Below are 23,971 nucleotides of genomic sequence, written 5' to 3' on the forward strand. Positions count from 1 at the left end.
ATCCTATGAAGCTACATCAATACCAAACCCAAATCAATCAGCTTAATCCCAATAAACGGCACAATCACGCCACCGCCGCCATACACCAATAAATTATTTCTCAGCAATTGTTCTGCGCTTTGCGGGTGGTATTTCACGCCTTTCAAAGCCAGCGGTATCAGCGCGACGATGATGAGGGCGTTGAAGATAACAGCTGACAAAATCGCGTTGTTCGGGCTGCTCAAATCCATAATGTTGAGTGCGCCCAGTTCTGGGTAAGTGCTGGCAAAAGCGGCGGGAACGATGGCGAAGTATTTGGCGAGGTCGTTGGCGAGGCTGAAAGTGGTCAGCGCGCCACGGGTCATCAGCATTTGTTTGCCCGTTTCGACAATTTCAATCAATTTGGTGGGGTTGGAATCCAAATCGACCATATTGCCCGCTTCTTTGGCGGCTTGCGTGCCGGAGTTCATAGCGACGGCGACATCGGCTTGGGCGAGGGCGGGCGCGTCGTTGGTGCCGTCTCCGGTCATGGCGACGAGGCGGCCTTCAGCTTGATGGGTACGGATCAATTTCAGTTTCGCTTCGGGCGTGGCTTCGGCGAGGAAATCGTCCACACCTGCTTCGGCGGCGATGGCGGCGGCGGTTAGTCGGTTGTCGCCTGTTATCATGATGGTTTTAATGCCCATGCGCCGCAATTCGATAAAGCGTTCTTTGATGCCGCCTTTAACAGTATCTTTCAATTCAATCACACCCAAGACCCGCGCACCATCGGCAACCAACAGCGGTGTGCTGCCTCGCCGCGCTACTGTGTCGGCGACCCGTGTGGCTTGTTCGGGGAATTTTCCGTGTTGTTCTTCGACAAAACGGCGGATGGCATCCAAGGCGCCTTTGCGGATTTGCCGCTCGCCGATGTTGACGCCACTCATGCGAGTTTGGGCGCTAAACGGCACGAAAATGGCGTTAAGTTCGTGGATGTTACGTTCTCGGATGGCGAATTTTTGCTTCGCCAGCACGATAATGCTGCGGCCTTCTGGCGTTTCGTCGGCGAGCGTCGCCAGTTGCGCGGCATCGGCAAGCTCTTGTTCGCTGGTTTCGCCTATCGGTAAAAATGCTGAAGCTTGGCGATTGCCCAAAGTGATTGTCCCCGTCTTATCCAACAGCAAAACATCGACATCCCCCGCCGCTTCAATGGCGCGGCCTGAAGTAGCGATGACGTTTTTTTGCATCATCCGCCCCATGCCCGCCACGCCTATCGCCGACAACAAACCGCCGATAGTGGTGGGAATCAGGCACACCAATAAGGCAACCAAGACGGTGATGGAGACCGGCGTACCGGCGTGGGCAATTTCGACACTGTAATAGGAAAACGGTAGCAAAGTTACGGTCGTCAGCAAAAAGACCAGCGTCAAGGCCACCAGCAAAATAGTCAGGGCGATTTCGTTGGGCGTTTTTTGCCGTTTCGCGCCTTCGACCATGGCAATCATACGGTCTAAAAACGCCTCGCCGGGATTAACCATCACGCGTACCACCAACCAATCCGACAGCACCCGTGTGCCGCCCGTCACCGAGCTGAAATCGCCACCGGATTCGCGGATGACCGGCGCACTTTCGCCCGTAATCGCGCTTTCGTCCACCGAAGCCGCGCCTTCAATGACTTCACCATCGGCAGGGACAAAATCTCCTGCTTCGATTAAGACAATGTCGCCGCGCCGCAAATCGGTGCTGCTGAGTTTGGTGTAATCTTGGCTGTAACGCGTGTCATCGAGTTTTTTTGCCATAATGTCGCGTTTTGCATCGCGTAACGACGCGGCTTGCGCTTTGCTGCGGCCTTCGGCGACACTTTCGGCAAAATTGGCGAACAAGACGGTAAACCACAACCAAAAGGTAATGGCGAACATGAAATCGGTCGGTTCGTTACTGTGTTGCAGCATTGCCGAGATATAAAGTCCAGTCGTCAGCAAGCTGCCGATGTATACAACAAACATCACAGGATTTTTCCATTGCTGCTGCGGGGCGAGTTTGCGGAAAGCATCAACTAGCGCGGTTTGGAGGATTTGGCGGTCGAATAAGGGTTGAATTTTAGTCATCTTAGGCTCTCTTGAAAATTCGTAGGTTGCTTCCGCAAATCATTGACCTGTCATCTGCAAATATTCCACTACCGGCCCTAAAGCCAAGGCTGGCACAAAGGTCAACGCGCCCACTAAAACCACCGTGCCGATCAACAGCAAGACAAACAGCGGCGCGTGGGTGGGCAGAGTGCCGGTAGTCACGGGGACAGTTTTCTTGGCGGCGAGCGATCCGGCAATGGCGAGGACGGGGATGATGATGCCGTAGCGTCCGAGTAAGATGACGATGGCTAAGGCCATGTTATAAAACGGTGTGTTCGCGCTTAAGCCTGCAAACGCGCTGCCGTTGTTGCCTGCCGCTGACGAGAAGGCATAAAGAATTTCGCTAAAGCCATGGGCGCCAGGATTGGCGACAGCGGCTTTGCCGGCATCGGTCATCACGGCAATTGCGGTACCGCCGAGGATGCAAAATGCGGGGATCAGGATAATGACGGAAGCCATTTGTATTTCAAACGCTTCGATTTTTTTACCCAAATATTCGGGCGTGCGACCTATCATTAAACCGGCGACAAACACGGCGATGATGGCGAAGATCAACATGCCATACAAACCCGAACCCACTCCGCCAAACACCACTTCGCCCAACTGGATCAGCCACAAAGGAATCAATCCGCCCAAAGGTGTGAATGAATCGTGCATGGCGTTGACTGAGCCGTTCGATGCAGCGGTTGTAATGGTCGCCCACAAGGCCGAATTGACGATACCAAAGCGAGTCTCTTTGCCTTCCATATTGCCGCCGCTGGCATCCACCCCCAAAGCGGTTAAGGCGGGGTTGCCGTTTTGTTCAGCTTCAACCGTGACCAACAGCAAGGCGGTTAAGATGATGAGCATAGCCGATAAAATCGCCCAACCCTGACGGCTGTCACCCACTAGATAACCAAAGGTATGGCACAAGGCGGCAGGGATCAGCAAAATGGCGAGCATTTGCAGGAAATTGCTGAAGGGCGTGGGGTTTTCGTAAGGATGTGCGGAATTGGCGTTAAAAAAGCCCCCGCCGTTAGTACCCAATTGTTTGATGGCGATTTGGGATGCTGCAGGTCCCATCGCAATAGTTTGGGTTTGCTCTGGCGTATTGCTGGTTTGTTCAAGCGTCGGCAAGGTTTGGTAGGGTTTGAAATTTTGCACCACGCCTTGTCCTGCCAACACCAACGCGAACACCAACGATAGCGGAAGCAATATATAAAGTGTGCCTCGGCTCATATCCACCCAGAAATTGCCGATGCCCTTGTCATGTGTGCGCCGAAAGCCACGGATCATGGCAATCAACACCGCCATGCCCGTTGCGGCAGAGAGAAAATTCTGCACCGTCAAACCCAGCATTTGCGTGAGGTAGCTCATCGTGGTTTCGCCGCTGTAGGCTTGCCAATTGGTGTTGGTGACGAAACTGACGGCGGTATTAAAAGCCGAATCGAGGCTGATATTGGCAAATTGTTGCGGGTTTAGCGGCAAGCTGTTTTGTAACAATTGCAAAGCAAACACCACTAAACCACCTAAGACGTTAAAACACAGCAAGGCGGCGGTGTATTGTTGCCAACTCATATTGCCTTCTGGCTGTACGCCGCAGAGTTTATAAAGCCAACGCTCGGAAGTTTGAAAAACCGGGTTCAGGAAAACGGGCTGGCCTTCATAAACTTTCGCCATATAGATGCCCAACGGCTTGGCAAGCAAAAGTAAAATTGCCAAGTAACTGAAAATTTGCAGAAAAGCATTGCTTGTCATAAGCCTTACCCACCTCTCAGTGAAAATACATTTAAGTGATGGCTAATTTAGTCGTTTCGATATAAAAAATTCGTAAAGATCGTGGGGAGAAATTGAACGCGTTGGAGGGAGGCACAAAATAACTCCCGAAACACTTTTTGGCAGGCAAAAAAAATCGCCTGTCAGCTACTTGGCGCAAACCAAGACCAACAAGCGATTAATTTTGAAAATAAAACTTTCGATTATTTAAATTTGACCAACTCTTTGCCATCGCTAGCAAAATGGCAGATGCCTGCCGCAAAGTTATCACAATCTTTAGATTGCTCAATCGTTGCGCCAGTGGCGGTCAAATGGATTTTTAATTCGCAGTAGCTGGCTTCGCTTTCAGAGTGTTTTTTCAACACCAATTCGTTTTCGCTAACCACTTTGGCTTTGCCGGTGATGTCTGCCGAACATGCCGCGCTACCGCCTTCTTGGGCATTCGGTTCAAAATCAACATCAGAGCTAACGTGCGTTTCGTCACCCACAGTAGAAATTTTTAAGTGATGCACATGGCTGCCTTCACGCAGCACATAGTGGTCAGTACCTGCGAAAACACTGCCAGAAACCAGCATTGCCACAGCAAACAACAACGTATTTTTCATGGAACTCCCCTTTTATAATTGGTTTGATTAACAGACACGCAACCCATTGGCTACGCAAAAAATACAACTTCAGCCATTAGTTGCCCAATAGTTCTGTTTTATTGTACCTTACTAGCGGGTGTTACCAAAAGGCGATAACCCACCGGAGAGGGCAGTTTTCATAGTGACAAAACCGTCACTTAGGCCATTGCCGATAAACCCGGCAACAACGGCGTTTAGCAAAACAGTCACAAAAATACTGTAAAAGTAACCCAAATCAAGCGCAACGGCTTGTTGATTTGGTAAATCTTACCGCTATCCAAGCCACTTTTTAGCCTATACTAGAGATCACTGGCATTTTCTGGCTGTTAAACGTTAGAATAGAAAACACTCTTTTTTCCCCTCCAAATCAAACCACCGTATCACTCACTTCCGACGGACTTTTTAATGACTGACTATAAACTGACCCATCTAAAACAGCTCGAAGCTGAAAGTATTCATATTATTCGTGAAGTCGCCGCTGAATTTGAACGTCCTGTGATGTTGTATTCGATCGGCAAAGACTCCGCCGTCATGTTACACCTGACCAGAAAAGCCTTTTTTCCAGGCAAACCGCCATTTCCTTTGTTGCACGTAGACACCACTTGGAAATTCAAACAAATGATTGAGTTTAGAGACAGCTACGTTAAAGAATTGGGTTGGGACTTGATTGTCCACATCAACCAAGACGGTGTTGAACAAGGCATTGGCCCGTTCACCCACGGCAGCAAAAAACACACCGACGTGATGAAAACTGACGGCTTAAAACAAGCCTTGAACAAATACCAATTTGACGCCGCTTTTGGTGGTGCACGCCGTGACGAAGAAAAATCCCGCGCTAAAGAGCGTGTCTATTCATTCCGCGACAAAAACCATCGTTGGGATCCAAAAAACCAACGCCCAGAATTGTGGAACACTTACAACGGCAAAACCGATAAAGGCGAAAGCATCCGCGTTTTCCCGCTCTCCAACTGGACTGAATTAGACATCTGGCAATATATCCACTTGGAAAACATTCCTTTAGTACCTTTATATTTCGCCAAAGAACGTCCTGTGGTGGAAAAAGACGGCATGTTAATCATGGTTGATGACGAGCGTATGCCGATTGGCCCAGACGATAAAGTTGAAATGAAAATGGTGCGTTTCCGCACTTTAGGTTGCTACCCATTGACAGGCGCGGTGGAATCCACTGCCACCACGTTGCCGGAAATTATCCAGGAAATGCTGTTGACCACGACCTCCGAACGTCAAGGCCGTTTGATCGACCATGACCAAGCAGGGTCTATGGAACAGAAAAAACGTGAAGGTTATTTCTAACCTATCCCATAAACCTGTTTAACGTCTCCAAATTTCAGCATTCAGAGAGTGACTATGTCCCACCAATCCGATCTTATCAGTACCGATATTAACGCCTATTTGGCGCAACACGAACGCAAAGAAATGCTGCGCTTTTTAACGTGCGGCAACGTTGACGACGGCAAATCCACCTTAATTGGTCGTTTGCTGCACGATTCTAAAATGATTTACGAAGACCAATTGGCAGCCGTTCAAGCCGACAGCGTCAAATCTGGCACCACTGGCGCGGGCAAAATTGACTTGGCCTTATTGGTTGACGGCCTGCAAGCCGAACGCGAACAAGGCATCACCATCGACGTTGCCTACCGTTACTTCTCAACTTCCACCCGCAAGTTCATCATCGCGGACACCCCAGGCCACGAACAGTACACCCGCAACATGGCGACAGGCGCGTCTACTTGCGACTTGGCGATTATCTTGATTGACGCGCGTTACGGCGTGCAAACCCAAACTAAACGCCATAGCTTTATTGCTTCGTTATTAGGCCTTAAGCACGTCATCGTTGCCGTCAATAAAATGGACATCGTTGATTACAGCGAAGAAGTGTTTAACAAAATCAAAGCCGATTACCTGAAATTTGTTGAAAACCTGGATTTGCAAGACATCGTTTTCATCCCGATGTCAGCACTCGACGGTGACAACGTGGTTAATCCTAGCGAAAACATGCCTTGGTTTACTGGCGCACCGTTGATGGAAACCCTGAACACCGTTGTGATTGCGAATGACCGCAACTTCACCAACGCGCGTTTCCCTGTGCAATACGTTAACCGTCCTAACCTCGATTTCCGTGGTTTCTGCGGCACGGTCGCTTCCGGCATCTTTAAAAAAGGTGATTTGATTACTACTTTGCCATCCGGCAAATCCAGCAAAATCAAATCCATCGTCACATTTGATGGCGAGTTGGAAGAAGCCTTTGCTCCTATGGCAGTCACACTGACCTTGGAAGATGAAATCGACATCAGCCGTGGCGACGTCATCGTCGGTGAGCAAGCCATTGAGCCGATTATTGCCGACAAGTTTAAAGCGCACATTGTTTGGATGACTGAAAAAGCCTTAACATCAGGCCGTCAGTACATCATCAAGTTGGCGACCCGTAGCGTGCCTGGCACGGTGTCATTGATCCATCACCGGATTGATGTCAACACCATGGAGCACCACGATGCCACCGAGCTGCAATTGAACGAAATCGGTTGCTGTACAGTATCTGTTTCCGCACCTGTGGTGTTTGACCCTTACAAAACCAGCCACGGCACCGGTTCTTTCATTATCATTGACCGCTTAAGCAACAGCACGGTCGGCGCAGGTATGATCCTGAGCGTGGGCGATGAAGACGTGCTAACCGCTGTGAGCGCCGAAGAACGCGCCGCCCGCTTTAGCCAAAAAGCCACATCAGTTGCTTTGACTGGCGCAAGCAGCGCAGATGTTGCTTATCAGTTGGAAAGAAAACTGTTTGATAATGGTCATGCGACCACGGTATTGGAAACGCCAGAAGCGGCCTTAATAGACGCTATCAAAGGCGCGGGCTTGTTGTGTATCTGTGTGGGTGGCAATGCCGACTTGGTTTACAACACCGACGAGCTGACGCTTGACGATATTTACGCGGCATTAAAAGAAGAAAAAGTCATTTACTAATTTGGCTTCAGCTGGCTGCGGGCTTTGCCCCAGCCAGCGCACTTCCTCTCCAATTCCTGCATCGTCCGATGCTAATCTTCCCATTCCAATTCCGCAAATGCTGTCGTGGCATTTTTACGGTGGAATTCTTCAAAAAACAACCAGTTGCTTTTATTGCCTTGCCCAACGGTTTTTAATGCATCTTCCAAATAGACACCGTTTTTAATGGCGGCTCTGATGTCCGTCAACAAGCCCTGCAAATAAGCTTTTTCCGGTTGCATACTTTTCGGCCAGTCCGTAACAACACGCCCGTGGCCTGGAATCACCGTTTTATAAGCCTGTTTTTCCAAAATTTCCAATTCCGCCAACCAGCCTTTCAAGCTGCCGTCGATAACAGGAATATGCTCCAAAAACAATAAATCAGACAACCACATGGTATCGGTTTTGGCATCGTAAACCGACACGTCATTATCGGTATGTGCCGTACGGTGCGCACGGATTTCCAATAGCCGCCCGCCTAAATCCAAGCTGACGCGGTTAGCCACTTCAATATCGGGCGGCACAATGTCATGGGCAGAAATTTTTGCCGCCAACACCGCTTCGGCTTTATCCAAATAAAACTGCCCGCGTGCCGACATTGCCCGCGCCAATTTCTCATGACCGACAAATTGCACGCCTGCTCCTTTAAACGCAGCATTGCCGTAAATATGGTCAGGATGGACATGGGTATTGATGACATAACAGACCGGTTTGTCCGTCACATGGGCAATAGCATTTTTTAACGCCAAACCTTGTTCGGGATTGCCGCCGGTATCGACCACCGCCACACAGCGTTCGCCGACGATAAAACCAATATTGGCAATCGCACCGTGGTTATGGGTATCGGAAATTTCTTGGACACCCTGATGCATGTACACGCCAGCCGCCACTTCCGTCACTGAAAGTACCGGCGCAGCCATGGCTGTTGGCAGCCAACATAGCCCTAAAAACAAAATGCTTTTCACTGACACACCCCATCGGTCATAAAAAAGCGGTTATTTTAGCCAAATGCCGGATGCAAAGCCCGTAATATGAAGGTAACTTGATCTATATCAAATCCACGCCCCAACAGAACACCGATAATGTACCCGCACTTAAGCAAAAGCCACTTTCCGTACTTTTGCAAAGCCTGCCACATTTATCTATCTCAAAGGAACGTTTTATGAAAATTTCTAGCTTATTGGTTTTAATGGTTTTGGTAGCTACATCGCTGACTGCTTGTGAATCTGGCAAAGGTCCAAACAAACCAGAAAAAGTCAGCTCATCCGTATCAATCAACTGATACCGACAAGTTGGAGCGGTCTGTTTGGCACAGCTAGCCAAACCCGCCGCGCCTTTGCCTTAAATGGCACGGCTATTTAAGGTTGCCCCAAAGTCCTCGCATGGGAGGATTGCTTTAAGTACTTGGTTTTTATACCCTCAACCTGGCCTTCTTCCGCAAGGGAGAAGGTCTTTTTTGACAGCCAAGCTACGCCGAATGCGATAACGGTTGTGCCATGCAAGGTTCAACAATGGCTTTTAGCATTGCAGGATCGTTAATCTGCACACCACGCTGCTTAATGGTAATCACACCTTCACGACTGAGTTCCGCTAGCTGGCGGCTCACCGTTTCAATCGTCAGCCCCAAAAAATTGGCAATATCCTGACGGCGCATACTGAGGTTAAATTCGGTGCTGGACAAGCCCAAGGCATCATAACGGCGCGATAACATTAACAAAAAAGTCGCCACCCGCTCACGAGCCGAACGATGCCCCAGCAAGACGATCTTGTCGTGGTCGGAAGCAATTTCTTTGCCCAAAATCCGCATCAATTGGTTTTGTAAACCAGGGATCGCCGCGCACAACTTATTAAGATGGGCCAACGGCAATTCACAGACCACTGCCGTTTCCAAAGCCGTGGCAGAACTGCTGAACCGCCCATGCTGCAAGGCATCCAACCCCATCAACTCGCCCGGCAAATAAAAACCCAGCGTTTGCTCAGAACCATCGGCATTGGTGATAAAAGTACGGAATGAACCGGATTTGACCGCATACAAGCTTTGGCAATCATCACCTTGCCAAAACAACACCGCATCCGCCGGTATGGGGCGCTTATTTTTAACAATCGACACCAGCTGCTTAACTTCATCGGCATTCAAACCAAACGGCAGGCACAACTCGGACAAGCGGCAATCCAAGCAAGAAGACAGCAGCGGCACAGGTTTTAAAGGGGGATAATTAATTTTCTCGTTCATCAGGACAGTTTACCAAAAGCCGTGGCAAGCAAGGGCGACAAACTTGTTAAAATGCCCAAACCCTAGCCATAAAACCCTGCATTATGAACCCTGATTCTGACCAACGTACGATTGCCGACACCCAAGCGTGGCTAAACAGCCTAGTCATCGCCCAAAACCTCTGCCCGTTTGCCAAACGCGAAGCCGAGCAAGACCGCATCCGCTACAGCGTTTGCGCAGACAATGACTGGCAATCCGGTCTGGAACACCTCATCAGCGAATGCTGCTTGCTGGATGTCGAACCTAAAATTGCCACCACTTTGCTGATCTTTAGCGATAGCCTTAAGCACTTTGATGATTACCTGGACTTTCTGGCAATTGCCGAACAGCTGCTCGACGAAGAAGGCTACACCGGCGTCTATCAGCTCGCCAGCTTCCATCCCGACTACTGTTTTGATGGCGCACCGGCAGATGATCCTGCCAACTACACCAACCGCGCGCCCTACCCCACGCTGCATCTGCTGCGCGAAGCCAGCATGGCAAAAGCCCTAGCCAGCTACCCCAACCCAGAGCAAATCCCAGAACGCAATATTGCCCTGACCCGAAAACTGGGACTAGCCAAAATGCAAACCTTGCTGGCCGCTTGTTATGGTCACAACTGAAGGGTTTCGGGATTATTCAGGCCGATTTTCCGCTTCCCGCTGCAGATAAAATTCCTTCACAAACGCGTCCAATTCCTGCTTTTCGATGGCATCGCGCAAACCTTGCATTAGGCTTAAGTAATAATACAAATTGTGGATAGTATTCAACCGCGAGCCGAGCATTTCTTGGCATTTGTCCAAATGCCGCAAATAGGCGCGGGAATAGTTTTGGCAGGTGTAACAACCGCATTCTTCATCTAGCGGGCGATTGTCGAATTCGTATTTCGCGTTGCGGATTTTCACCACACCAAAACGGGTAAACAAATGCCCGTTGCGGGCGTTGCGGGTGGGCATTACGCAATCGAACATATCAATGCCACGGCACACGGCTTCCACCAAATCTTCTGGCGTTCCGACACCCATCAAATAACGCGGTTTATCGACCGGCATTTTGGTATGCACCACGTCTAAAGTCGCCATCATTTCGTCTTTAGGTTCGCCAACCGACAGGCCGCCAATCGCGTAGCCATCAAAACCAATATCGACCAAACCCGCGATAGATTCTTGGCGCAAATGCTCGTACATACCACCTTGAACGATGCCAAATAAAGCATTGGGATTGTCACCATGCGCGTCTTTGCTGCGTTGTGCCCAGCGTAAAGATAAGCGCATGGAATCGGCAGCTTGATCGACCGTAGCGGGGTACGGCGTGCATTCGTCGAAAATCATGACAATGTCCGAACCTAACTCGCGTTGCACTTGCATGGACTCTTCCGGCCCCATGAAGATTTTGCTGCCGTTGATCGGCGATTGGAAAGTCACGCCTTGTTCGGTGATTTTCCGCAATGCCCCAAGGCTGAATACTTGGAAACCGCCGGAATCGGTGAGAATTGGTTTTTGCCAGCGCATAAAATCGTGCAAATCGCCGTGGGCTTGGATGACCGCTGTGGTGGGGCGTAACATCAAGTGAAAGGTATTGCCGAGGATGATTTGCGCGCCGATGCTGGTCAGGTCTTCCGGTGTTAAGGATTTCACCGCGCCGTAAGTGCCGACCGGCATGAAAATCGGCGTTTCCACCACGCCACGGGCAAAAGTCAGCTGACCGCGACGGGCGTAACCGTCGGTGTTTTTAAGTGTAAATTCCATGAAAGCTACGAGTTTATGCGGTTGTCTAAAAGCTGGGCATTTTAGCATCCGTTGCCAACATCCTGCCTGACGCAATCACGCCAAGACCGTGTTTTTCTGCTTACCCCAAACATAAGCCAAGCAAGCGCAACCGCTTTTTGCCTATAATGTTAAGCTTACCGACAAACCCGCAGGCGTCTCTTAGCATAAGCGATGCCAAGGGTTTAAGATTAGCCGGACTGGCCTGCGTGGCGCAGCCCGCTTGCACAATTGCTTTGGTCATTATTGATGCTTAAATATCTTCTGCCCCTTATTCTGTTCATCATCATGGCGGTTTTTCTTGCCATTGGCCTTAACCTTAAGCCCAGCGAAATCCCATCGCCCTTGGTTGGCAAAACCGCGCCAACTTTTAGTGCGCCCAAACTGCAAACGCCCACCGAAAAACTCAGCAATGCCGATTTAATGGGCAAAGTTTGGTTGTTCAATGTTTGGGCATCTTGGTGCGTGTCTTGTCGGGAAGAGCATCCTGTGCTGAACGAATTTGCTAAACAACAGGCGGTGACGATTGTCGGCCTTAATTACAAAGACGAAGCCGCTGCTGCGAAAAACTGGTTGGAGACTTTGGGCAATCCTTATAACGTCAGCATTATGGATCAGGATGGGCGCATCGGCTTGGATTGGGGCGTGTACGGCGTGCCGGAAACCTTTGTGATGGATAAAAAAGGTGTGGTGCGTTATAAGCACACGGGGCCGGTGTCATGGAACGATGTGCAGACGGTGTTCTTGCCGTTGATTGCCAAACTGCAAGAGGAAATGCCATGAAATGCCGCGTATTGCTGTTACTACTGATGCTATCACCACTGGCGCAAGCGATAGACTCGCGCCAATTTGCCAATCCTGAACAGCAAGAAGCCTACGAAATCTTGACTTCGGAATTGCGCTGTTTGGTCTGCCAAAACCAAACCATCGCCGATTCCAATGCCGAACTGGCGGCGGATTTGCGTCGGCAAGTGCAGGAAATGTTGGAACAGGGCAAATCGCGCGAGCAGATTGTCCAGTTTATGACCGACCGCTACGGCGATTTTGTGTTGTATAAACCGCCGTTTAAGGCCAAAACCAGTTTGTTGTGGTTGGGGCCGATGGCGTTTTTGCTGGTGGGATTGGTGGCGGTGTTTTTGGTGATCCACCAGCGCCGTTCCCGTTCGTCGCTTGGCGATAGCAGCGCCGAAGCCACGCAAGCCGAAAAATTGGCGAAAATCCGCCGTATCTTAGATGAAGAGGATGCTTCTTAATGACTGTATTTTGGCTGCTGATCGGCCTATTGATTTTAATCGCCCTAGCCATCTTGCTGCCGCCATTGTGGCGGCAACGCACCGTTGCGGCTGCCGACATGGACAGCCGCAACATTGCCATCGCTAAAACCCGCTTGGCGGAGTTGCAAGCGCAACTAGCCACTGGCGCGTTAACCGAGGAGCAATACCAAGAACAACGCGCCGAGCTGGAATTGGCTTTGGCAGATGATTTGGACATCGCCACAGGCAACGCCACCCCCGCACAAGGCCGCTGGATAGCCACCGTGTTGGCGATTTTGTTACCGCTGGTGGCGTTAAGTTTTTACGGTGGCTTAGGCGCTTACCAAGCCGTCGAACCGACGCCGGAAATGTTGGGCAGTAAGCAAAACGCTGTGCCCAATCTTGAAGAAATGAAAAAAATGGTCGAAAAACTTGCCGAACGCATGAAAACCCACGCCGATGACGCCGAAGGTTGGACGATGCTGGGCAAGTCTTATAAATACCTGCAACAATTCCCCAAAGCCGCCGAAGCCTTCGCTAAGGCCTATGCGTTACTGGGCGAGCAATCGGAAATTATGTTGCTGTACGCCGATGCGCTGGCCTTTGCCAACAACGAACAAATGGACGGCAAACCCGCCGAGCTGGTATTTAAAGTCTTGGCGCGCGAACCCGACAACGTTACCGCGTTGTGGTACGGCGGCATGGCGAAAGCGCAAGCGGGCGAAGCGGCGGAAGGCGTGAAGTTGTGGCGTAAGGTATTGATGCTTTTACCGCCGGACTCGCAAGGGAGGCAAGAAGTGCAAACTTTGCTCAGCCAACTGGAAGCCTCTGTACCGGGTGGGGTGCCTGCTTCTGCACCAGAGAAAACGGCATCAACAGCAGCGGTGGCCTTAACCATTAATGTCAGCCTTGCGCCCGAATTGCAAAGCGCTGTTGCCGCTAATGATACGGTTTTCGTTTATGCCCAAGCCATTTCTGGACCAAAAATGCCGCTGGCAATTGTCCGCAAGCAAGTGTCGGATTTACCACTAACGGTCACCTTAACTGATGCACAGGCGATGATGCCCGCCATGAAGCTATCCAATTTTGCTGAAGTAAAATTGTTGGCGCGGGTTTCAAAATCCGGCGAGGCAATAACGCAAGCAGGCGATTTGCTGGGCAGCGTGGAATCAGCGGCAACAGGCGACAAAACCAGCCACAGCATCGTCATCAATGCGCGGGTCAAATAATGGAAAACCGGATTATCGAGCTGGAAATAAAAGCGGCGTATCAGGAAGATTTGCTGCAAGCCTTGAATAACGTCGTCAGCCAACAGCAACAGCAAATTGACCGCTTGGAAATGACTTGTACGCTGCTGAATGAGCGGATTAAAAGCTTATCCAGTCAGCAGCCGGAAGGGGAAAATACGGGGAGTTTGCATGAGATTCCGCCGCATTATTGATGCGGCTTGTGGAATAAGACTTAAACCTTAACCGCCTCGGCAAAAACAATATTTTTGTCGGGGTCAAAAGAAACCATCAAACTACTAATTTGATCTTCAGGCAGCGTGTTGAATAAGGCCAACATTTCTTCAGGGCTACGAAAAATCAAGAACCAATCCATATAGCTTTCCATATAACCAACATCGGGCAAGTTTGGCAAAAAGTTGGCTATCAGCATGCGCCCGCCAGGTTTTAAAAAACCGAACATTTTCTCGACAAGCCTTTGCGCAACGCGCTCTTCCAAATAATCGAACAAACCCGCTGCATAAACCAAAGACAAGCCCTCAAACGTGATGACATTGCTTAAAAGCTGGTGCACCGAGCCTACCGATGCCGAAACATTATAAGCCGCGTATTTCCGCTGAATTAGCGCGATACTGTCTTGGTCTTGATCCAGCGCATAAAAGCAACCAATTTCCCCTTTCCGAGCCGCTTGGCTTAGTTCAATTTCACGAAGATGCCCTGATGCAATTGACAGCATCAAAGAATTCTTGTCTTTAGCCGCCACCTCGTCAATACAGCGCGCTAACAACTCACGGCGATACCGAACGGCGCGCGCAACCGGCACATTGAGTGTGTAATGGGAAATTGCAGAAGCCAAATCGTCCAACGGAAACTGATTTGCCGTACCCGTCCCGTAAATAAAATCAATCAACCCCGCATCACCCGCATAACCAAGCGGCTTTAAAAAAGAGCGGCGTGTAAACGGGCATAAATGGATCAGCTCTTTAATAGGATGCGCCAACACCTCCGATGCCACAAAACGGCGCCATTCTTCTGGCTTGCTTTTGGCATGCAACGCACTTAAGCCTTTAAAAACCATATCCATCGCAATATGCTCTTCTTGGTGCATTAACAAGGCATGGGCATTATCAAGAAAACGGGTTTTGCTCTTCATAAAGGCTTGCCTGGTGAGGAATGGGATTTCAGTGGCTGATTTGCAACTATTGGATTTGTCTCAACAAGCCTTACGATTTGATTGTATTTACTTAATCCCTACCTGTAATCACCCATATAGGTGACACCTGCATTTTTTTATGAATATAATCCCCTAACTTCTAACCATTTTTAGCAAGGTGCGGTATAGCATGGCGGATGACAAGCAGCTCGATGACCTAATCAGTCTGCTTTACGAAGCGGTTTTAGAGCCTGGCTTATGGCATAAAGCGGTGGAAGAATGTTCTGATTATTTGGGCGGCGTGAATGCACAGCTGTCCATTGTCAGCAAAAACCAGCAACAACCGCCCATTTGTGTGGCGGCGGGCGTGATGATGTCCGAGCAGGTCGCGATGGATTATGCCCAGCACTACATGGCGATTGATCCGCACCAAAACCTTTTAAAAGGTGCGCCTGTACATCAATGGCGCAGCAATAACCAAACATTTGATAAAAACTTCATCAGCCACAGTGCGTTTTACCAAGATTTTTTGTTGCCCCAAGGCTTCCATTACGGGCTGTTTGCGGTGGTGGACGAAACGGACGGTGACCTCAGTACGGTCGGCATTACCCGAACGGCAGGGCAAAAATCCTTTGATAACGAAGACTTGCTGGCAGCACAGCGCTTTAGCCCGCATTTGCAAAGGGCATTACGGCTGCAAAAATACACGCAAAACCTGCAGGCGAAAGCCACACTAGGGGCATTGGCGATTGACGCGCTGGCTATACCGATGCTGATCGTTGACAGCAAGCAAAGCATCCTGCATTTGAATGCCGGTGCCGAACGTTTTTTGCAGCAAAACACGGCAGGCTTTCTGTGCAAAACAGGGCGGCTATCGTCCTCTATCCCTGGGAACAGAAACCAATTGAGCGCATTGATAGCCTCCGCCACCCATTATCCAGCTGTAGCAAGCGGTATGCTTTTGCTGAATGGCGATAGAACGCGGCAAGTTTTTGCAATCCCTTTGCCAGCTACATCCGCTTTTGTGAAGGATTGGCAAATGCCGTTGGCATTGGTTTTGATAATCGAACCCGGTAAAAACTTATCGACCTTGCAATTGCTGGGTTCGTTATTCGATTTATCACCCGCCGAACTGCGCGTGGCTGCCGCCTTATTGGCAGGCAAATCACCGGAACACTATGCCCATGAAGCACAAGTCTCTTTAAACACCGTGCGCACCCAACTGAAAAGTTTGTTTAGAAAAACGGGGACATCCAGGCAATCAGAGTTGGTCGCACTGTTAAGCCAATTGCCGCAGTTACATAAAGCCGATTGATTGTTGCCGTAAAGGTAACGGCAAAGTTGCCGATTGCGGTTATGATGGTATGTAAAGGATACGGCTTGTAATGGCCTGTATAAGCCAATCCATTTTCAATATAACCTTCTTTACGGACTCCGCCTTATGAACAAAATCCCCATCGGCATCAGCAGTTGCCTTATCGGTGAAAACGTCCGCTTCGACGGCGGGCATAAGCGCGACGCTTACATTACCGGCACTTTAGGCGAACATTTCGAATTCCGTCCGTTTTGCCCGGAAGTGGCGATTGGCTTAGGCATTCCGCGCCCGACCATCCATTTGGTGAAAATCGCTGGCGACATCCGTTGCGTGGGCGTTAAAAACCCTGAATTGGAAGTGACCGATGCCTTACGCGCTTACGCCCAAGGTGTCTCGCCATTACATGCGGACTTGTGCGGCTACATCGTCAAAAAAGATTCGCCCAGTTGTGGCATGGAACGTGTCAAGGTGTTCACCAACGGGCAGCCTCACAAAGAAGGCATCGGCATTTATACCGAAGTGCTGCTAAAAAATAATCCGTTGTTGCCGGTGGAAGAAGAAGGCCGCTTGGGCGACCCTGGCTTGCGCGAAAATTTCATCCAACGCGTTTATGTGCTGCACCGTTGGAAAAATCTGCTGGCAGAAGGGCTGACGCTTAATCGGCTGATGCATTTCCACGCCCGCCACAAGCTGATTATTATGAGCCACGGTGATTACCGCGAATTGGGGCAATTATTGGCGAGCGCGACCAAAGACAATGTTGCCGACATTGCCGACCAATACATCAAGCAATTGATGCCTATGCTAAAAAACGTCGCCAGCCGTGGCAGCCACGTCAACGTTTTGCAACACATCCAAGGTTATTTAAAGAAAGAACTGGATAGCGATGATAAGGCCGAATTGTGCGAAATCATCGAACGTTACCGCAACGGCGAAATCCCGCTGATTGTGCCGATTACGCTGCTTAAGCACCATTTCCGCAAAGCGCCCGATCCGTATATCGAAGAATCTTTCTACCTATCGCCTTACCCGCAAGAAATGCGCCTCACCAACCAACTTTAACATGGCAAACATCCTTATCATCGGTTGCGGGTCGATTGGCCTGCCACTGGCACACAACTTGGCGGCGCAAGGCCATGCCGTAACGGGCCTCAAGCGCAATCCGCCTGCCGACCAACACGACAATATCCGCTTTATTGCTGCTGACATCAGCCAAGCCGATACGCTGGCAGCCTTGGGCAATACTTACGACCGCTGGATTTTTATCGTTTCCGCCGACGGGCGTACCGAAGCCAGTTACCGCAGCATTTACCAAACCGGTTTGGATAATGTGCTGGCGCAATTCGCCGCCGTACCGTGTCTGTTCGTCTCGTCAACCAGCGTTTATGGGCAAAGCCAAGGCGAATGGGTCGATGAAGATTCGCCTGCCGAACCGGAAAACCTGACCAGCCAGCTAATCCGCCAAGCCGAACAAAAAATCACTGCCGCCAATCCCGCCAATGTGGTGGTGCGTTTTTCCGGTATTTACGGGCCGGGGCGCGAATATCTGCTCAGAATGGCGGCACAAACACCCGCCATTCAACAAACACCGGTTTATTACACCAACCGCATCCATCAACAGGATTGCGTGGGTGTGCTGGCGTTTTTATTGGCGCAGAGCTTGGCGGACAAAGCATTGGATCCCATTTACCTCGCCAGCGATGACGATCCGGCGCCGATGTGGGATGTTATCAGTTGGCTAGCCGAGCAATTAGGGCATCCCGCACCAACCGCCAAACCGGTTGACGAACATGCCGACCAAAACAAGCGTTGCCGCAATCAGCGGCTAAAAGACTTGGGCTATGAATTCATCTACCCCAGTTTTCGCGACGGCTACGGCGAGTTGATCCGACGATGAGCAAAAAAACCAAAACCGCTTATGTCTGTACAAAATGCGGTGCGGATTATCCGCGCTGGAACGGGCAATGCACCAGTTGCGGCGAATGGAACTGCATCCAAGAGGTGCGTTTAGGGTCGGCGAAGGATGAACGCGGACAACGCACCGCCGGTTATGCGGGCAGCCGTTCCGAAATCAAATTGCTGTCAGAAGTCGATTTGTTGCAAGCCGAGCGGATATTGACTGGCATCAGCGAATTTGACCGCGTATTGGGCGGCGGTATCGTCAGCGGTAGCGTGGTGTTGATTGGCGGCGCGCCTGGCGCAGGCAAAAGTACGTTGTTGCTGCAAGCGATTGCCAATATCGCCGACCGGGGCATCGGCGTTTTATATGTATCGGGTGAAGAATCGTTACAGCAAATCGCCGAACGCGCGCATCGTCTGAAATTGTCTGCCGACAAAATCATGATGCTGGCAGAAACCTCGGTGCAACGGATTTGTGAGGTGTTGAATGACATCGAGCCAACAAAACCACAAGTGCTGGTGATCGACTCCATTCAGGTCATGCACACACAAGACACCGAATCCGCACCCGGTTCGGTGTCGCAAGTGCGCGAATCCGCCAGCTATTTGACCCAATACGCGAAAAAAAATCAGGTGTCGATTTTTATGGTCGGTCACGTCACCAAAGACCAATCGCTGGCAGGGCCGATGACCTTAAGCCATATTGTTGATACGCAAGTGATTTTAGGTTCGACCGACGATGCCCGTTACCGCGTGTTGCGCGCCGATAAAAACCGCTTCGGCAGTGTTGGCGAGTTGGGATTTTTTGCCATGGACAGCAGCGGTTTAAAAGAAGTGAAAAACCCTTCCGCCATGTTTTTAAACCGTGCCGAAAAACCGGCATCGGGCAGCGTGGTGACGGTGCTGTGGGAAGGCACGCGCCCGTTGCTGGTGGAAATCCAAGCCTTGGTCACCGATTGCCAATACGGCAATCCGCGCCGCTTAGCGGTGGGTTTTGACCAAAACCGTTTGGCGATGCTGTTGGCGGTGTTGTCGCGGCATGGCGGCATTGTCACCGCCCAAGATGAAATCTACGCCAACGTCGTCGGCGGCATTAAAGTGACGGAAACCAGCTCGGATTTGGCGATTGTCATCGGCGTGGTGTCCAGCCTGAAAAACAAAATCATCCCGCACACGATGTTCTTTTTTGGCGAAATTGGCTTAAGCGGCGAAATAAGACCGGTGGCGAACGGTCATGCCCGCCTGCAAGATGCCGCCAAACATGGCTTTAAAACGGCGGTGATCCCGAAAGGCAATGCGCCGAAAAAAGCCATTGAAGGTTTGAAGATCTATGCCGTGTCTTCGCTGGCAGAAGCGTTGGATGTATTGGCGGAGATTTGATATTAAAAAAGCAGCTTCTGGCATAGGTGGCCCACAGAAATGAACCGCCTGTATCAAAGAAATTTTAACGGGCTTTTTTACGGCTTACCGCCGACATACCAACCAAAGCCGATCCAAACAACCACAACGCAGCCGGAACAGGAACAGGGGGGGTTGGCACAACTTCATCATAGGTTAAAACGAGTTTCGCGTTTTTGTATGAAAAATCAGCTGTTGAAGGTCTTGCATTATTAATTGGCCGAACCGCACCTGTCAGAGGTGATGTGGTAGACGTTAAAATCAACGACAAAAGATCAGGTACGTTAAATTCATACCAGCCGTAGGAATCAATTTCCACGGTGGGGACACTGACCAAATAACCTTCTAAGGAGAAGACTTTGGCTTGCTCTGGTGCATCTAAGGTTTCCGGACAAGCACTGCCGTGGCCGGCAATACATTGGTCATCGGTCAGTTTCAACGCCAACTTGGCAGAAGTCACGTTCCAGTTCGATTGAATGGCGTAGGCAATGCTAAAAAACTTTTGTCCTGTCGAACCAACATAGGTTGGGGTATCAAAAAGATGGGTGTTTTCGTTGGCAGTTGTCGTACCTGGATTCGCGAAAAAGCTAACGGTAGAAGCACTGGCAACACCGCCCAACAAGCAAGAGATTGCCAAACAGGTAAAAATCAATAAATGTTTCATAGGAAGGCTCTTAGAATCTGGTTGTTGGCTTAGCGGACTTTAAACGCCCATAGACAGAAAACTTGGTTTTAATTTCCAAGAAAAATAACGCTGCCCACAGCTATGGAGCTGTTAACCAAAAAATTAGTCGTTTGTTGGGTATGGATTGTATGCCGCCTAAAAAAAATGTCCAGCAAAATTTTTTTTTAATGTAAAGCAATTTTATTGAAATGTGCCGCATGTATCACAAAAATATAAATTATTATTTTATGACATCAACTTTTAAATGCTCAAAGCGGCCTTTTTTACCCGCAATGGCAGCGGCTTATTGGGGGTGGGCATTTAGGCCTACAATGTAGGATGAGACAGCCATTTTGTTAACACAAAATCAGCATAGGACAGATTACTGACAAGTACACGGAAGAGTCAGGAATTAACAGAATAGATACAGATAAACCGGAGGTTTTTCCGCCTACACCCAAAGTACTTTAGGGCAACGGAAAAACATGGTTTGAATGAAAACAATACCTTATTAACGGCTTAAAATCTGTGCAACGCGCAATAAATCTTCTTGCGTATCAACACCCGCCGGTGGGGTTTTTTCCACCGTTTTGACCAACACCGCTTCGCCTTGCCAAAGGATGCGCAGCTGCTCCAACGATTCCACGGTTTCCAAAACTGACGCTTGCCAGCTGCAATAGCGGCGCAAAAAATCTACCGTATAAGCGTACATGCCGATATGGCGGAAATAAGGCATTTTACCGCTGGGCGTGCGTTCAGGTTTGGCGAAGGCGTCACGCTCCCAAGGAATCGGTGCGCGACTGAAATACAGCGCGTAACCGGCGTGATTTAACACGACCTTAACCGCGTTGGGATTAAATATTTCTTCGTCATCATGAATAGTCGCCGCTAAGGTGGCAATACCCGCTTGGCTTTGGCTAGCCAAGGCTTCGGCAACGTCACGGATATACGCAGGCGGAATCAGCGGCTCATCACCTTGTAAATTAACAATAATAGTATCGCTTGACCAACCACAGATTTGCGCCACTTCAGCAATGCGCTCGGTGCCACTTTGGTGGTCGGCGCGGGTCATGACGGCGCGGATACCCAACGCGGTGACGGCATCGGCGATGCGTTGGTCGTCGGTTGCCACAACCACTTCATCGGCTTGTGCTTCTTGGGCGCGTTGGCAGACATGGACAATCATGGGTTTGCCGGCAATATCCAACAAGGGTTTGCCTGGCAGGCGGGTGGATCCGTAACGGGCGGGGATGACGACTTTAAACATGAAGGCTAACGGTTGTGGGTTTATGCGGGCAAATGGCGGACACACTGCCCGCTCTCCAATGCTTACTTTTGGTACAAAGCATCTACTTCGTCGCTGGATAAAACGCGTGCTTCGTCTTCCAGCATTACCGGAATATCATCACGAATGGGGAAAGCGAGGCGATCAGCGCGGCAAATCAGCTCTTGTTGGGCTTTGTTGTAACGCAAACGGCTTTTACAAATCGGGCAAGCCAGTATATCGAGCAGTTTTTTATCTATCATGAGGTTCTCTTAATCGGGTTAACAATTGTTCGGCGAAACCTGATTCGGGCTGAGCCGAAACAGGTACATACCAAAATAGGTCGGTAGCGAAAGCCGCGCATTTGACGGCGTCTTTTTCGGTCATCAGCACAGGCTTGCCATCTTTAAAAGCAAGGTCTTGCGCCAGGAATGGATGGTGGTCGGGAAAACTGAGCGTGGTGCAGTTTAAACCGGCTTTTCCCAGCAAGTTAAAAAATCGCGCCGGATTACCGATACCTGCAATGGCATGGCAATCGCTGTCGGCGAAACTGGCAAGCGGTTTTTGTTCGGCTGTTGCCAAGTTGATGGCAATATCACCTTGCAGGCTCATGGCGAACTGTTCCGGCTCGGTTTTTTCGCCGTTGACCATGACAAAATCCGCTTCCAGCAAACGGCTGGGCGGTTCACGCAACGGTCCGGCGGGCAGGCAATAGCCGTTGCCGAAACGGCGTTCGCCATCAATAACGATAATTTCAATATCGCGCTGCAAGGCGTAATGCTGCAAGCCATCATCGGCAATGATGATGTCGCATCCGCCGATTTTTAACAGGCAGTCGGCAGCGGCGGCGCGGATAGGACTGACGGCAACAGGGCAACCGGTTTGCCGCTTAATCAGCAAGGCTTCATCGCCAACTTGCGCGGGTAAGCTATCAGCACTCACCATGACCGGTTCGTCATCGGCTTGGCGACCATAGCCTCGGCTGACAATACCGGGTTTATAGCCCTGCTGGTGCAGTAAGTTCGCCAACCAAATCACCAGCGGCGTTTTCCCTGTGCCGCCGACGGTAATATTACCGACAATAATGACCGGTACAGGTAGTTTACGCGACTTTAAAACGCCCATGCGGTACAAAAAGCGCCGAAAACGGACAATATCGGCAAACAAAAAGCCCAGCGGCATTAAACAGAGGCCGATAAAGGCATCGTGATACCAAATGTCTTGAGCCAAGCGGCTTAAGGTTTTTTTCATTTTTCCCCGCCGGTTTTTTGCGCGGCGAAAGTGATATGGTTAAATCCTGCGCTGCTGGCGGCTTCCAATACCGACAAAACCGATTGGTGCGGGCTTTTGCCATCGGCATTGATGACAAACGGCAAATCCGCCGAGGTTACTGCCAATTTATCTAAAGTGGCTTTTAAGCCTTCACCTTTTTGGTTGACCAATGCCCGTGTCAGACCATCTTCGCCTTGCAGGTAATATTTGCCTTCGGCATCAATAATCAAATTGACCATTTTTTGCGGCAATTCGCCTTCTGACCCACCGGCTTCAGGCAACTTGAGCTTCACTTGGGTATTGTGGCTGAACGATGTCGACACCATGAAAAACAACAGCAACACAAATAAAATGTCGATCATTGAGATTAAGTTAATATCAATGCGCTCACGCTTTTTGCGGCGGAACTTCATAGCAGGATCTCGCGGTCACCGTGCATGATTTCCACCAATTTTAGGGCTTCGGCCTCCATATGGATGACATAATCATCCACCATACGCTCTAAATGACGGTGGAAGATCAAGCTTGGAATGCCGACAATCAAACCGGCGGCGGTGGTAATTAAGGCAACAGAAATGCCGCCCGCCAAGGCGGTTGGGTCACCGGCACCGCCGTTCATCAGTGAGGAAAAGATTTCAATGATGCCAAACACTGTACCCAACAAGCCCAATAATGGGCTGACGGCGGCAATCGTACCCAAGGTATTTAGGTAGCGCTCCAATCGATGCACAACAACGCGCCCGGCTTCTTCGATGCATTCTTTCATAATTTCGCGCCCGTGGAAGCTGTTGGCCGCGCCTGCCGCCAACACATAGCCCAACGGCGAGCTGTGCCTTAACTTTTGCAAGGCCAAAGCGTCCAAGCGCCGCTCCCGTGAGAGCTTCCAAACTTGCTGCACCAAATCGGGCGGCAACACTTTATTGGCCTGCAACGTCCAAAACCGTTCAACAACAATTGCCATGGCAATCACCGAACACATCAGAATGGGCAGCATCATCCAGCCACCACTTTTTATGATTTCAAACACCGAGGTTTCCTA

General features: G+C 50.1%; 24 protein-coding genes. 11 read left to right on the plus strand and 13 right to left on the minus strand.

Annotated features, from left to right (window positions below; genetic code table 11):
* Positions 1-11: 11 nt before the first annotated feature.
* The 3 genes from kdpB to ACYQ1O_RS02580 form a co-directional block, all read right to left on the minus strand.
* Positions 12-2,066: a potassium-transporting ATPase subunit KdpB gene (gene kdpB / locus ACYQ1O_RS02570; protein WP_459990066.1), complete on the minus strand. Its 2,055-nt coding sequence runs from the start codon at positions 2,064-2,066 to the stop codon at positions 12-14.
* Between the two features lie 39 nt (positions 2,067-2,105).
* The gene (gene kdpA / locus ACYQ1O_RS02575; RefSeq protein ID WP_459990067.1) at positions 2,106-3,824 is read right to left on the minus strand and encodes a potassium-transporting ATPase subunit KdpA; all 1,719 of its coding nucleotides are present in this window, start codon (positions 3,822-3,824) and stop codon (positions 2,106-2,108) included.
* A 221-nt stretch (positions 3,825-4,045) separates the two neighbouring features.
* Complete coding sequence (locus tag ACYQ1O_RS02580; protein WP_459990068.1) at positions 4,046-4,447, minus strand: hypothetical protein; 402 nt, start codon at positions 4,445-4,447, stop codon at positions 4,046-4,048.
* Between the two features lie 426 nt (positions 4,448-4,873).
* Between ACYQ1O_RS02580 and cysD the strand changes: the two genes are divergently transcribed.
* The gene (gene cysD, locus ACYQ1O_RS02585; RefSeq protein ID WP_459990069.1) at positions 4,874-5,782 is read left to right on the plus strand and encodes a sulfate adenylyltransferase subunit CysD; all 909 of its coding nucleotides are present in this window, start codon (positions 4,874-4,876) and stop codon (positions 5,780-5,782) included.
* Between the two features lie 54 nt (positions 5,783-5,836).
* Positions 5,837-7,453 (plus strand): sulfate adenylyltransferase subunit CysN, encoded by a 1,617-nt coding sequence (gene cysN / locus ACYQ1O_RS02590; protein ID WP_459990070.1) that lies wholly within the window; start codon positions 5,837-5,839, stop codon positions 7,451-7,453.
* Between the two features lie 71 nt (positions 7,454-7,524).
* Here cysN and ACYQ1O_RS02595 read toward each other — a convergent pair whose 3' ends face one another.
* Positions 7,525-8,436, minus strand: coding sequence for a quinoprotein relay system zinc metallohydrolase 2 (locus ACYQ1O_RS02595; RefSeq protein ID WP_459990071.1), 912 nt, complete (start codon positions 8,434-8,436; stop codon positions 7,525-7,527).
* Positions 8,437-8,939: 503 nt separating this feature from the next.
* Positions 8,940-9,704 carry a fumarate/nitrate reduction transcriptional regulator Fnr gene (fnr, locus tag ACYQ1O_RS02600; RefSeq protein ID WP_459990072.1) on the minus strand — a complete coding sequence of 255 codons (765 nt, stop codon included), beginning with the start codon at positions 9,702-9,704 and terminating at the stop codon, positions 8,940-8,942.
* A gap of 83 nt (positions 9,705-9,787) precedes the next feature.
* Between fnr and ACYQ1O_RS02605 the strand changes: the two genes are divergently transcribed.
* A complete protein-coding gene (locus tag ACYQ1O_RS02605; protein ID WP_459990073.1) occupies positions 9,788-10,345 on the plus strand; it encodes a DUF1415 domain-containing protein in 558 nt (185 codons plus the stop codon).
* A 12-nt stretch (positions 10,346-10,357) separates the two neighbouring features.
* Here ACYQ1O_RS02605 and tgt read toward each other — a convergent pair whose 3' ends face one another.
* The gene (gene tgt, locus ACYQ1O_RS02610) at positions 10,358-11,470 is read right to left on the minus strand and encodes a tRNA guanosine(34) transglycosylase Tgt (protein WP_459990074.1); all 1,113 of its coding nucleotides are present in this window, start codon (positions 11,468-11,470) and stop codon (positions 10,358-10,360) included.
* A 267-nt stretch (positions 11,471-11,737) separates the two neighbouring features.
* Here tgt and ACYQ1O_RS02615 point away from each other — a divergent pair, with 267 nt between their 5' ends.
* Genes ACYQ1O_RS02615 through ACYQ1O_RS02630 form a run of 4 tightly spaced genes read left to right on the plus strand, consistent with a single transcriptional unit; the run spans position 11,738 to position 14,182 of the window.
* Positions 11,738-12,271, plus strand: coding sequence for a DsbE family thiol:disulfide interchange protein (locus tag ACYQ1O_RS02615; RefSeq protein ID WP_459990075.1), 534 nt, complete (start codon positions 11,738-11,740; stop codon positions 12,269-12,271).
* On the plus strand, positions 12,268-12,741 hold the full coding sequence (locus ACYQ1O_RS02620) for a cytochrome c-type biogenesis protein (protein ID WP_459990076.1): 474 nt from the start codon (positions 12,268-12,270) through the stop codon (positions 12,739-12,741). Before ACYQ1O_RS02615 ends, ACYQ1O_RS02620 begins: the two co-directional genes overlap by 4 nt.
* Entirely contained in the window at positions 12,741-13,970 is a 1,230-nt protein-coding gene (gene ccmI / locus ACYQ1O_RS02625) for a c-type cytochrome biogenesis protein CcmI (protein ID WP_459990077.1), read from the plus strand. Before ACYQ1O_RS02620 ends, ccmI begins: the two co-directional genes overlap by 1 nt.
* On the plus strand, positions 13,970-14,182 hold the full coding sequence (locus tag ACYQ1O_RS02630) for a SlyX family protein (RefSeq protein ID WP_459990078.1): 213 nt from the start codon (positions 13,970-13,972) through the stop codon (positions 14,180-14,182). Before ccmI ends, ACYQ1O_RS02630 begins: the two co-directional genes overlap by 1 nt.
* Before the next feature lie 20 nt (positions 14,183-14,202).
* On the opposite strand, the gene ACYQ1O_RS02635 is transcribed toward ACYQ1O_RS02630, so the two are convergent.
* Positions 14,203-15,120: a hypothetical protein gene (locus ACYQ1O_RS02635; RefSeq protein WP_459990079.1), complete on the minus strand. Its 918-nt coding sequence runs from the start codon at positions 15,118-15,120 to the stop codon at positions 14,203-14,205.
* A gap of 190 nt (positions 15,121-15,310) precedes the next feature.
* Here ACYQ1O_RS02635 and ACYQ1O_RS02640 point away from each other — a divergent pair, with 190 nt between their 5' ends.
* The 4 genes from ACYQ1O_RS02640 to radA all read left to right on the plus strand — a co-directional run bounded on the left by ACYQ1O_RS02640 (position 15,311) and on the right by radA (position 19,714).
* Positions 15,311-16,435 (plus strand): helix-turn-helix transcriptional regulator, encoded by a 1,125-nt coding sequence (locus ACYQ1O_RS02640; RefSeq protein ID WP_459990080.1) that lies wholly within the window; start codon positions 15,311-15,313, stop codon positions 16,433-16,435.
* Between the two features lie 126 nt (positions 16,436-16,561).
* Complete coding sequence (locus tag ACYQ1O_RS02645) at positions 16,562-17,497, plus strand: YbgA family protein (protein ID WP_459990081.1); 936 nt, start codon at positions 16,562-16,564, stop codon at positions 17,495-17,497.
* A 1-nt stretch (position 17,498) separates the two neighbouring features.
* Complete coding sequence (locus ACYQ1O_RS02650) at positions 17,499-18,332, plus strand: SDR family oxidoreductase (protein ID WP_459990082.1); 834 nt, start codon at positions 17,499-17,501, stop codon at positions 18,330-18,332.
* Positions 18,329-19,714, plus strand: a complete 1,386-nt coding sequence (gene radA, locus ACYQ1O_RS02655) for a DNA repair protein RadA (RefSeq protein WP_459990083.1) — start codon at positions 18,329-18,331, stop codon at positions 19,712-19,714. The genes ACYQ1O_RS02650 and radA overlap by 4 nt, the downstream gene beginning before the upstream one ends.
* 64 nt (positions 19,715-19,778) lie before the next feature.
* Here radA and ACYQ1O_RS02660 read toward each other — a convergent pair whose 3' ends face one another.
* The 6 genes from ACYQ1O_RS02660 to ACYQ1O_RS02685 all read right to left on the minus strand — a co-directional run bounded on the left by ACYQ1O_RS02660 (position 19,779) and on the right by ACYQ1O_RS02685 (position 23,959).
* Positions 19,779-20,354, minus strand: a complete 576-nt coding sequence (locus ACYQ1O_RS02660; RefSeq protein ID WP_459990084.1) for a hypothetical protein — start codon at positions 20,352-20,354, stop codon at positions 19,779-19,781.
* A 553-nt stretch (positions 20,355-20,907) separates the two neighbouring features.
* On the minus strand, positions 20,908-21,663 hold the full coding sequence (gene kdsB, locus ACYQ1O_RS02665) for a 3-deoxy-manno-octulosonate cytidylyltransferase (RefSeq protein WP_459990085.1): 756 nt from the start codon (positions 21,661-21,663) through the stop codon (positions 20,908-20,910).
* A gap of 62 nt (positions 21,664-21,725) precedes the next feature.
* Positions 21,726-21,923: a Trm112 family protein gene (locus ACYQ1O_RS02670; RefSeq protein WP_459990086.1), complete on the minus strand. Its 198-nt coding sequence runs from the start codon at positions 21,921-21,923 to the stop codon at positions 21,726-21,728.
* Entirely contained in the window at positions 21,913-22,911 is a 999-nt protein-coding gene (gene lpxK, locus ACYQ1O_RS02675; RefSeq protein WP_459990087.1) for a tetraacyldisaccharide 4'-kinase, read from the minus strand. Before lpxK ends, ACYQ1O_RS02670 begins: the two co-directional genes overlap by 11 nt.
* A complete protein-coding gene (locus ACYQ1O_RS02680; protein WP_459990088.1) occupies positions 22,908-23,345 on the minus strand; it encodes an ExbD/TolR family protein in 438 nt (145 codons plus the stop codon). The genes lpxK and ACYQ1O_RS02680 overlap by 4 nt, the downstream gene beginning before the upstream one ends.
* Positions 23,342-23,959, minus strand: a complete 618-nt coding sequence (locus tag ACYQ1O_RS02685; protein WP_459990089.1) for a MotA/TolQ/ExbB proton channel family protein — start codon at positions 23,957-23,959, stop codon at positions 23,342-23,344. The genes ACYQ1O_RS02680 and ACYQ1O_RS02685 overlap by 4 nt, the downstream gene beginning before the upstream one ends.
* Between the last annotated feature and the right edge of the window lie 12 nt (positions 23,960-23,971).

The sequence above is a fragment of the Methylosoma difficile genome, assembly GCF_054657615.1.

Coding starts and splice junctions, on each gene's coding strand:
- kdpB (WP_459990066.1), bottom strand. CDS start 2,066: ATGACTAAAATTCAACCCTTATTCGACCGCCAAATCCTCCAAACCGCG.
- kdpA (WP_459990067.1), bottom strand. CDS start 3,824: ATGACAAGCAATGCTTTTCTGCAAATTTTCAGTTACTTGGCAATTTTA.
- ACYQ1O_RS02580 (WP_459990068.1), bottom strand. CDS start 4,447: ATGAAAAATACGTTGTTGTTTGCTGTGGCAATGCTGGTTTCTGGCAGT.
- cysD (WP_459990069.1), top strand. CDS start 4,874: ATGACTGACTATAAACTGACCCATCTAAAACAGCTCGAAGCTGAAAGT.
- cysN (WP_459990070.1), top strand. CDS start 5,837: ATGTCCCACCAATCCGATCTTATCAGTACCGATATTAACGCCTATTTG.
- fnr (WP_459990072.1), bottom strand. CDS start 9,704: ATGAACGAGAAAATTAATTATCCCCCTTTAAAACCTGTGCCGCTGCTG.
- ACYQ1O_RS02605 (WP_459990073.1), top strand. CDS start 9,788: ATGAACCCTGATTCTGACCAACGTACGATTGCCGACACCCAAGCGTGG.
- tgt (WP_459990074.1), bottom strand. CDS start 11,470: ATGGAATTTACACTTAAAAACACCGACGGTTACGCCCGTCGCGGTCAG.
- ACYQ1O_RS02615 (WP_459990075.1), top strand. CDS start 11,738: ATGCTTAAATATCTTCTGCCCCTTATTCTGTTCATCATCATGGCGGTT.
- ACYQ1O_RS02620 (WP_459990076.1), top strand. CDS start 12,268: ATGAAATGCCGCGTATTGCTGTTACTACTGATGCTATCACCACTGGCG.
- ccmI (WP_459990077.1), top strand. CDS start 12,741: ATGACTGTATTTTGGCTGCTGATCGGCCTATTGATTTTAATCGCCCTA.
- ACYQ1O_RS02630 (WP_459990078.1), top strand. CDS start 13,970: ATGGAAAACCGGATTATCGAGCTGGAAATAAAAGCGGCGTATCAGGAA.
- ACYQ1O_RS02635 (WP_459990079.1), bottom strand. CDS start 15,120: ATGAAGAGCAAAACCCGTTTTCTTGATAATGCCCATGCCTTGTTAATG.
- ACYQ1O_RS02640 (WP_459990080.1), top strand. CDS start 15,311: ATGGCGGATGACAAGCAGCTCGATGACCTAATCAGTCTGCTTTACGAA.
- ACYQ1O_RS02645 (WP_459990081.1), top strand. CDS start 16,562: ATGAACAAAATCCCCATCGGCATCAGCAGTTGCCTTATCGGTGAAAAC.
- ACYQ1O_RS02650 (WP_459990082.1), top strand. CDS start 17,499: ATGGCAAACATCCTTATCATCGGTTGCGGGTCGATTGGCCTGCCACTG.
- radA (WP_459990083.1), top strand. CDS start 18,329: ATGAGCAAAAAAACCAAAACCGCTTATGTCTGTACAAAATGCGGTGCG.
- kdsB (WP_459990085.1), bottom strand. CDS start 21,663: ATGTTTAAAGTCGTCATCCCCGCCCGTTACGGATCCACCCGCCTGCCA.
- ACYQ1O_RS02670 (WP_459990086.1), bottom strand. CDS start 21,923: ATGATAGATAAAAAACTGCTCGATATACTGGCTTGCCCGATTTGTAAA.
- lpxK (WP_459990087.1), bottom strand. CDS start 22,911: ATGAAAAAAACCTTAAGCCGCTTGGCTCAAGACATTTGGTATCACGAT.
- ACYQ1O_RS02680 (WP_459990088.1), bottom strand. CDS start 23,345: ATGAAGTTCCGCCGCAAAAAGCGTGAGCGCATTGATATTAACTTAATC.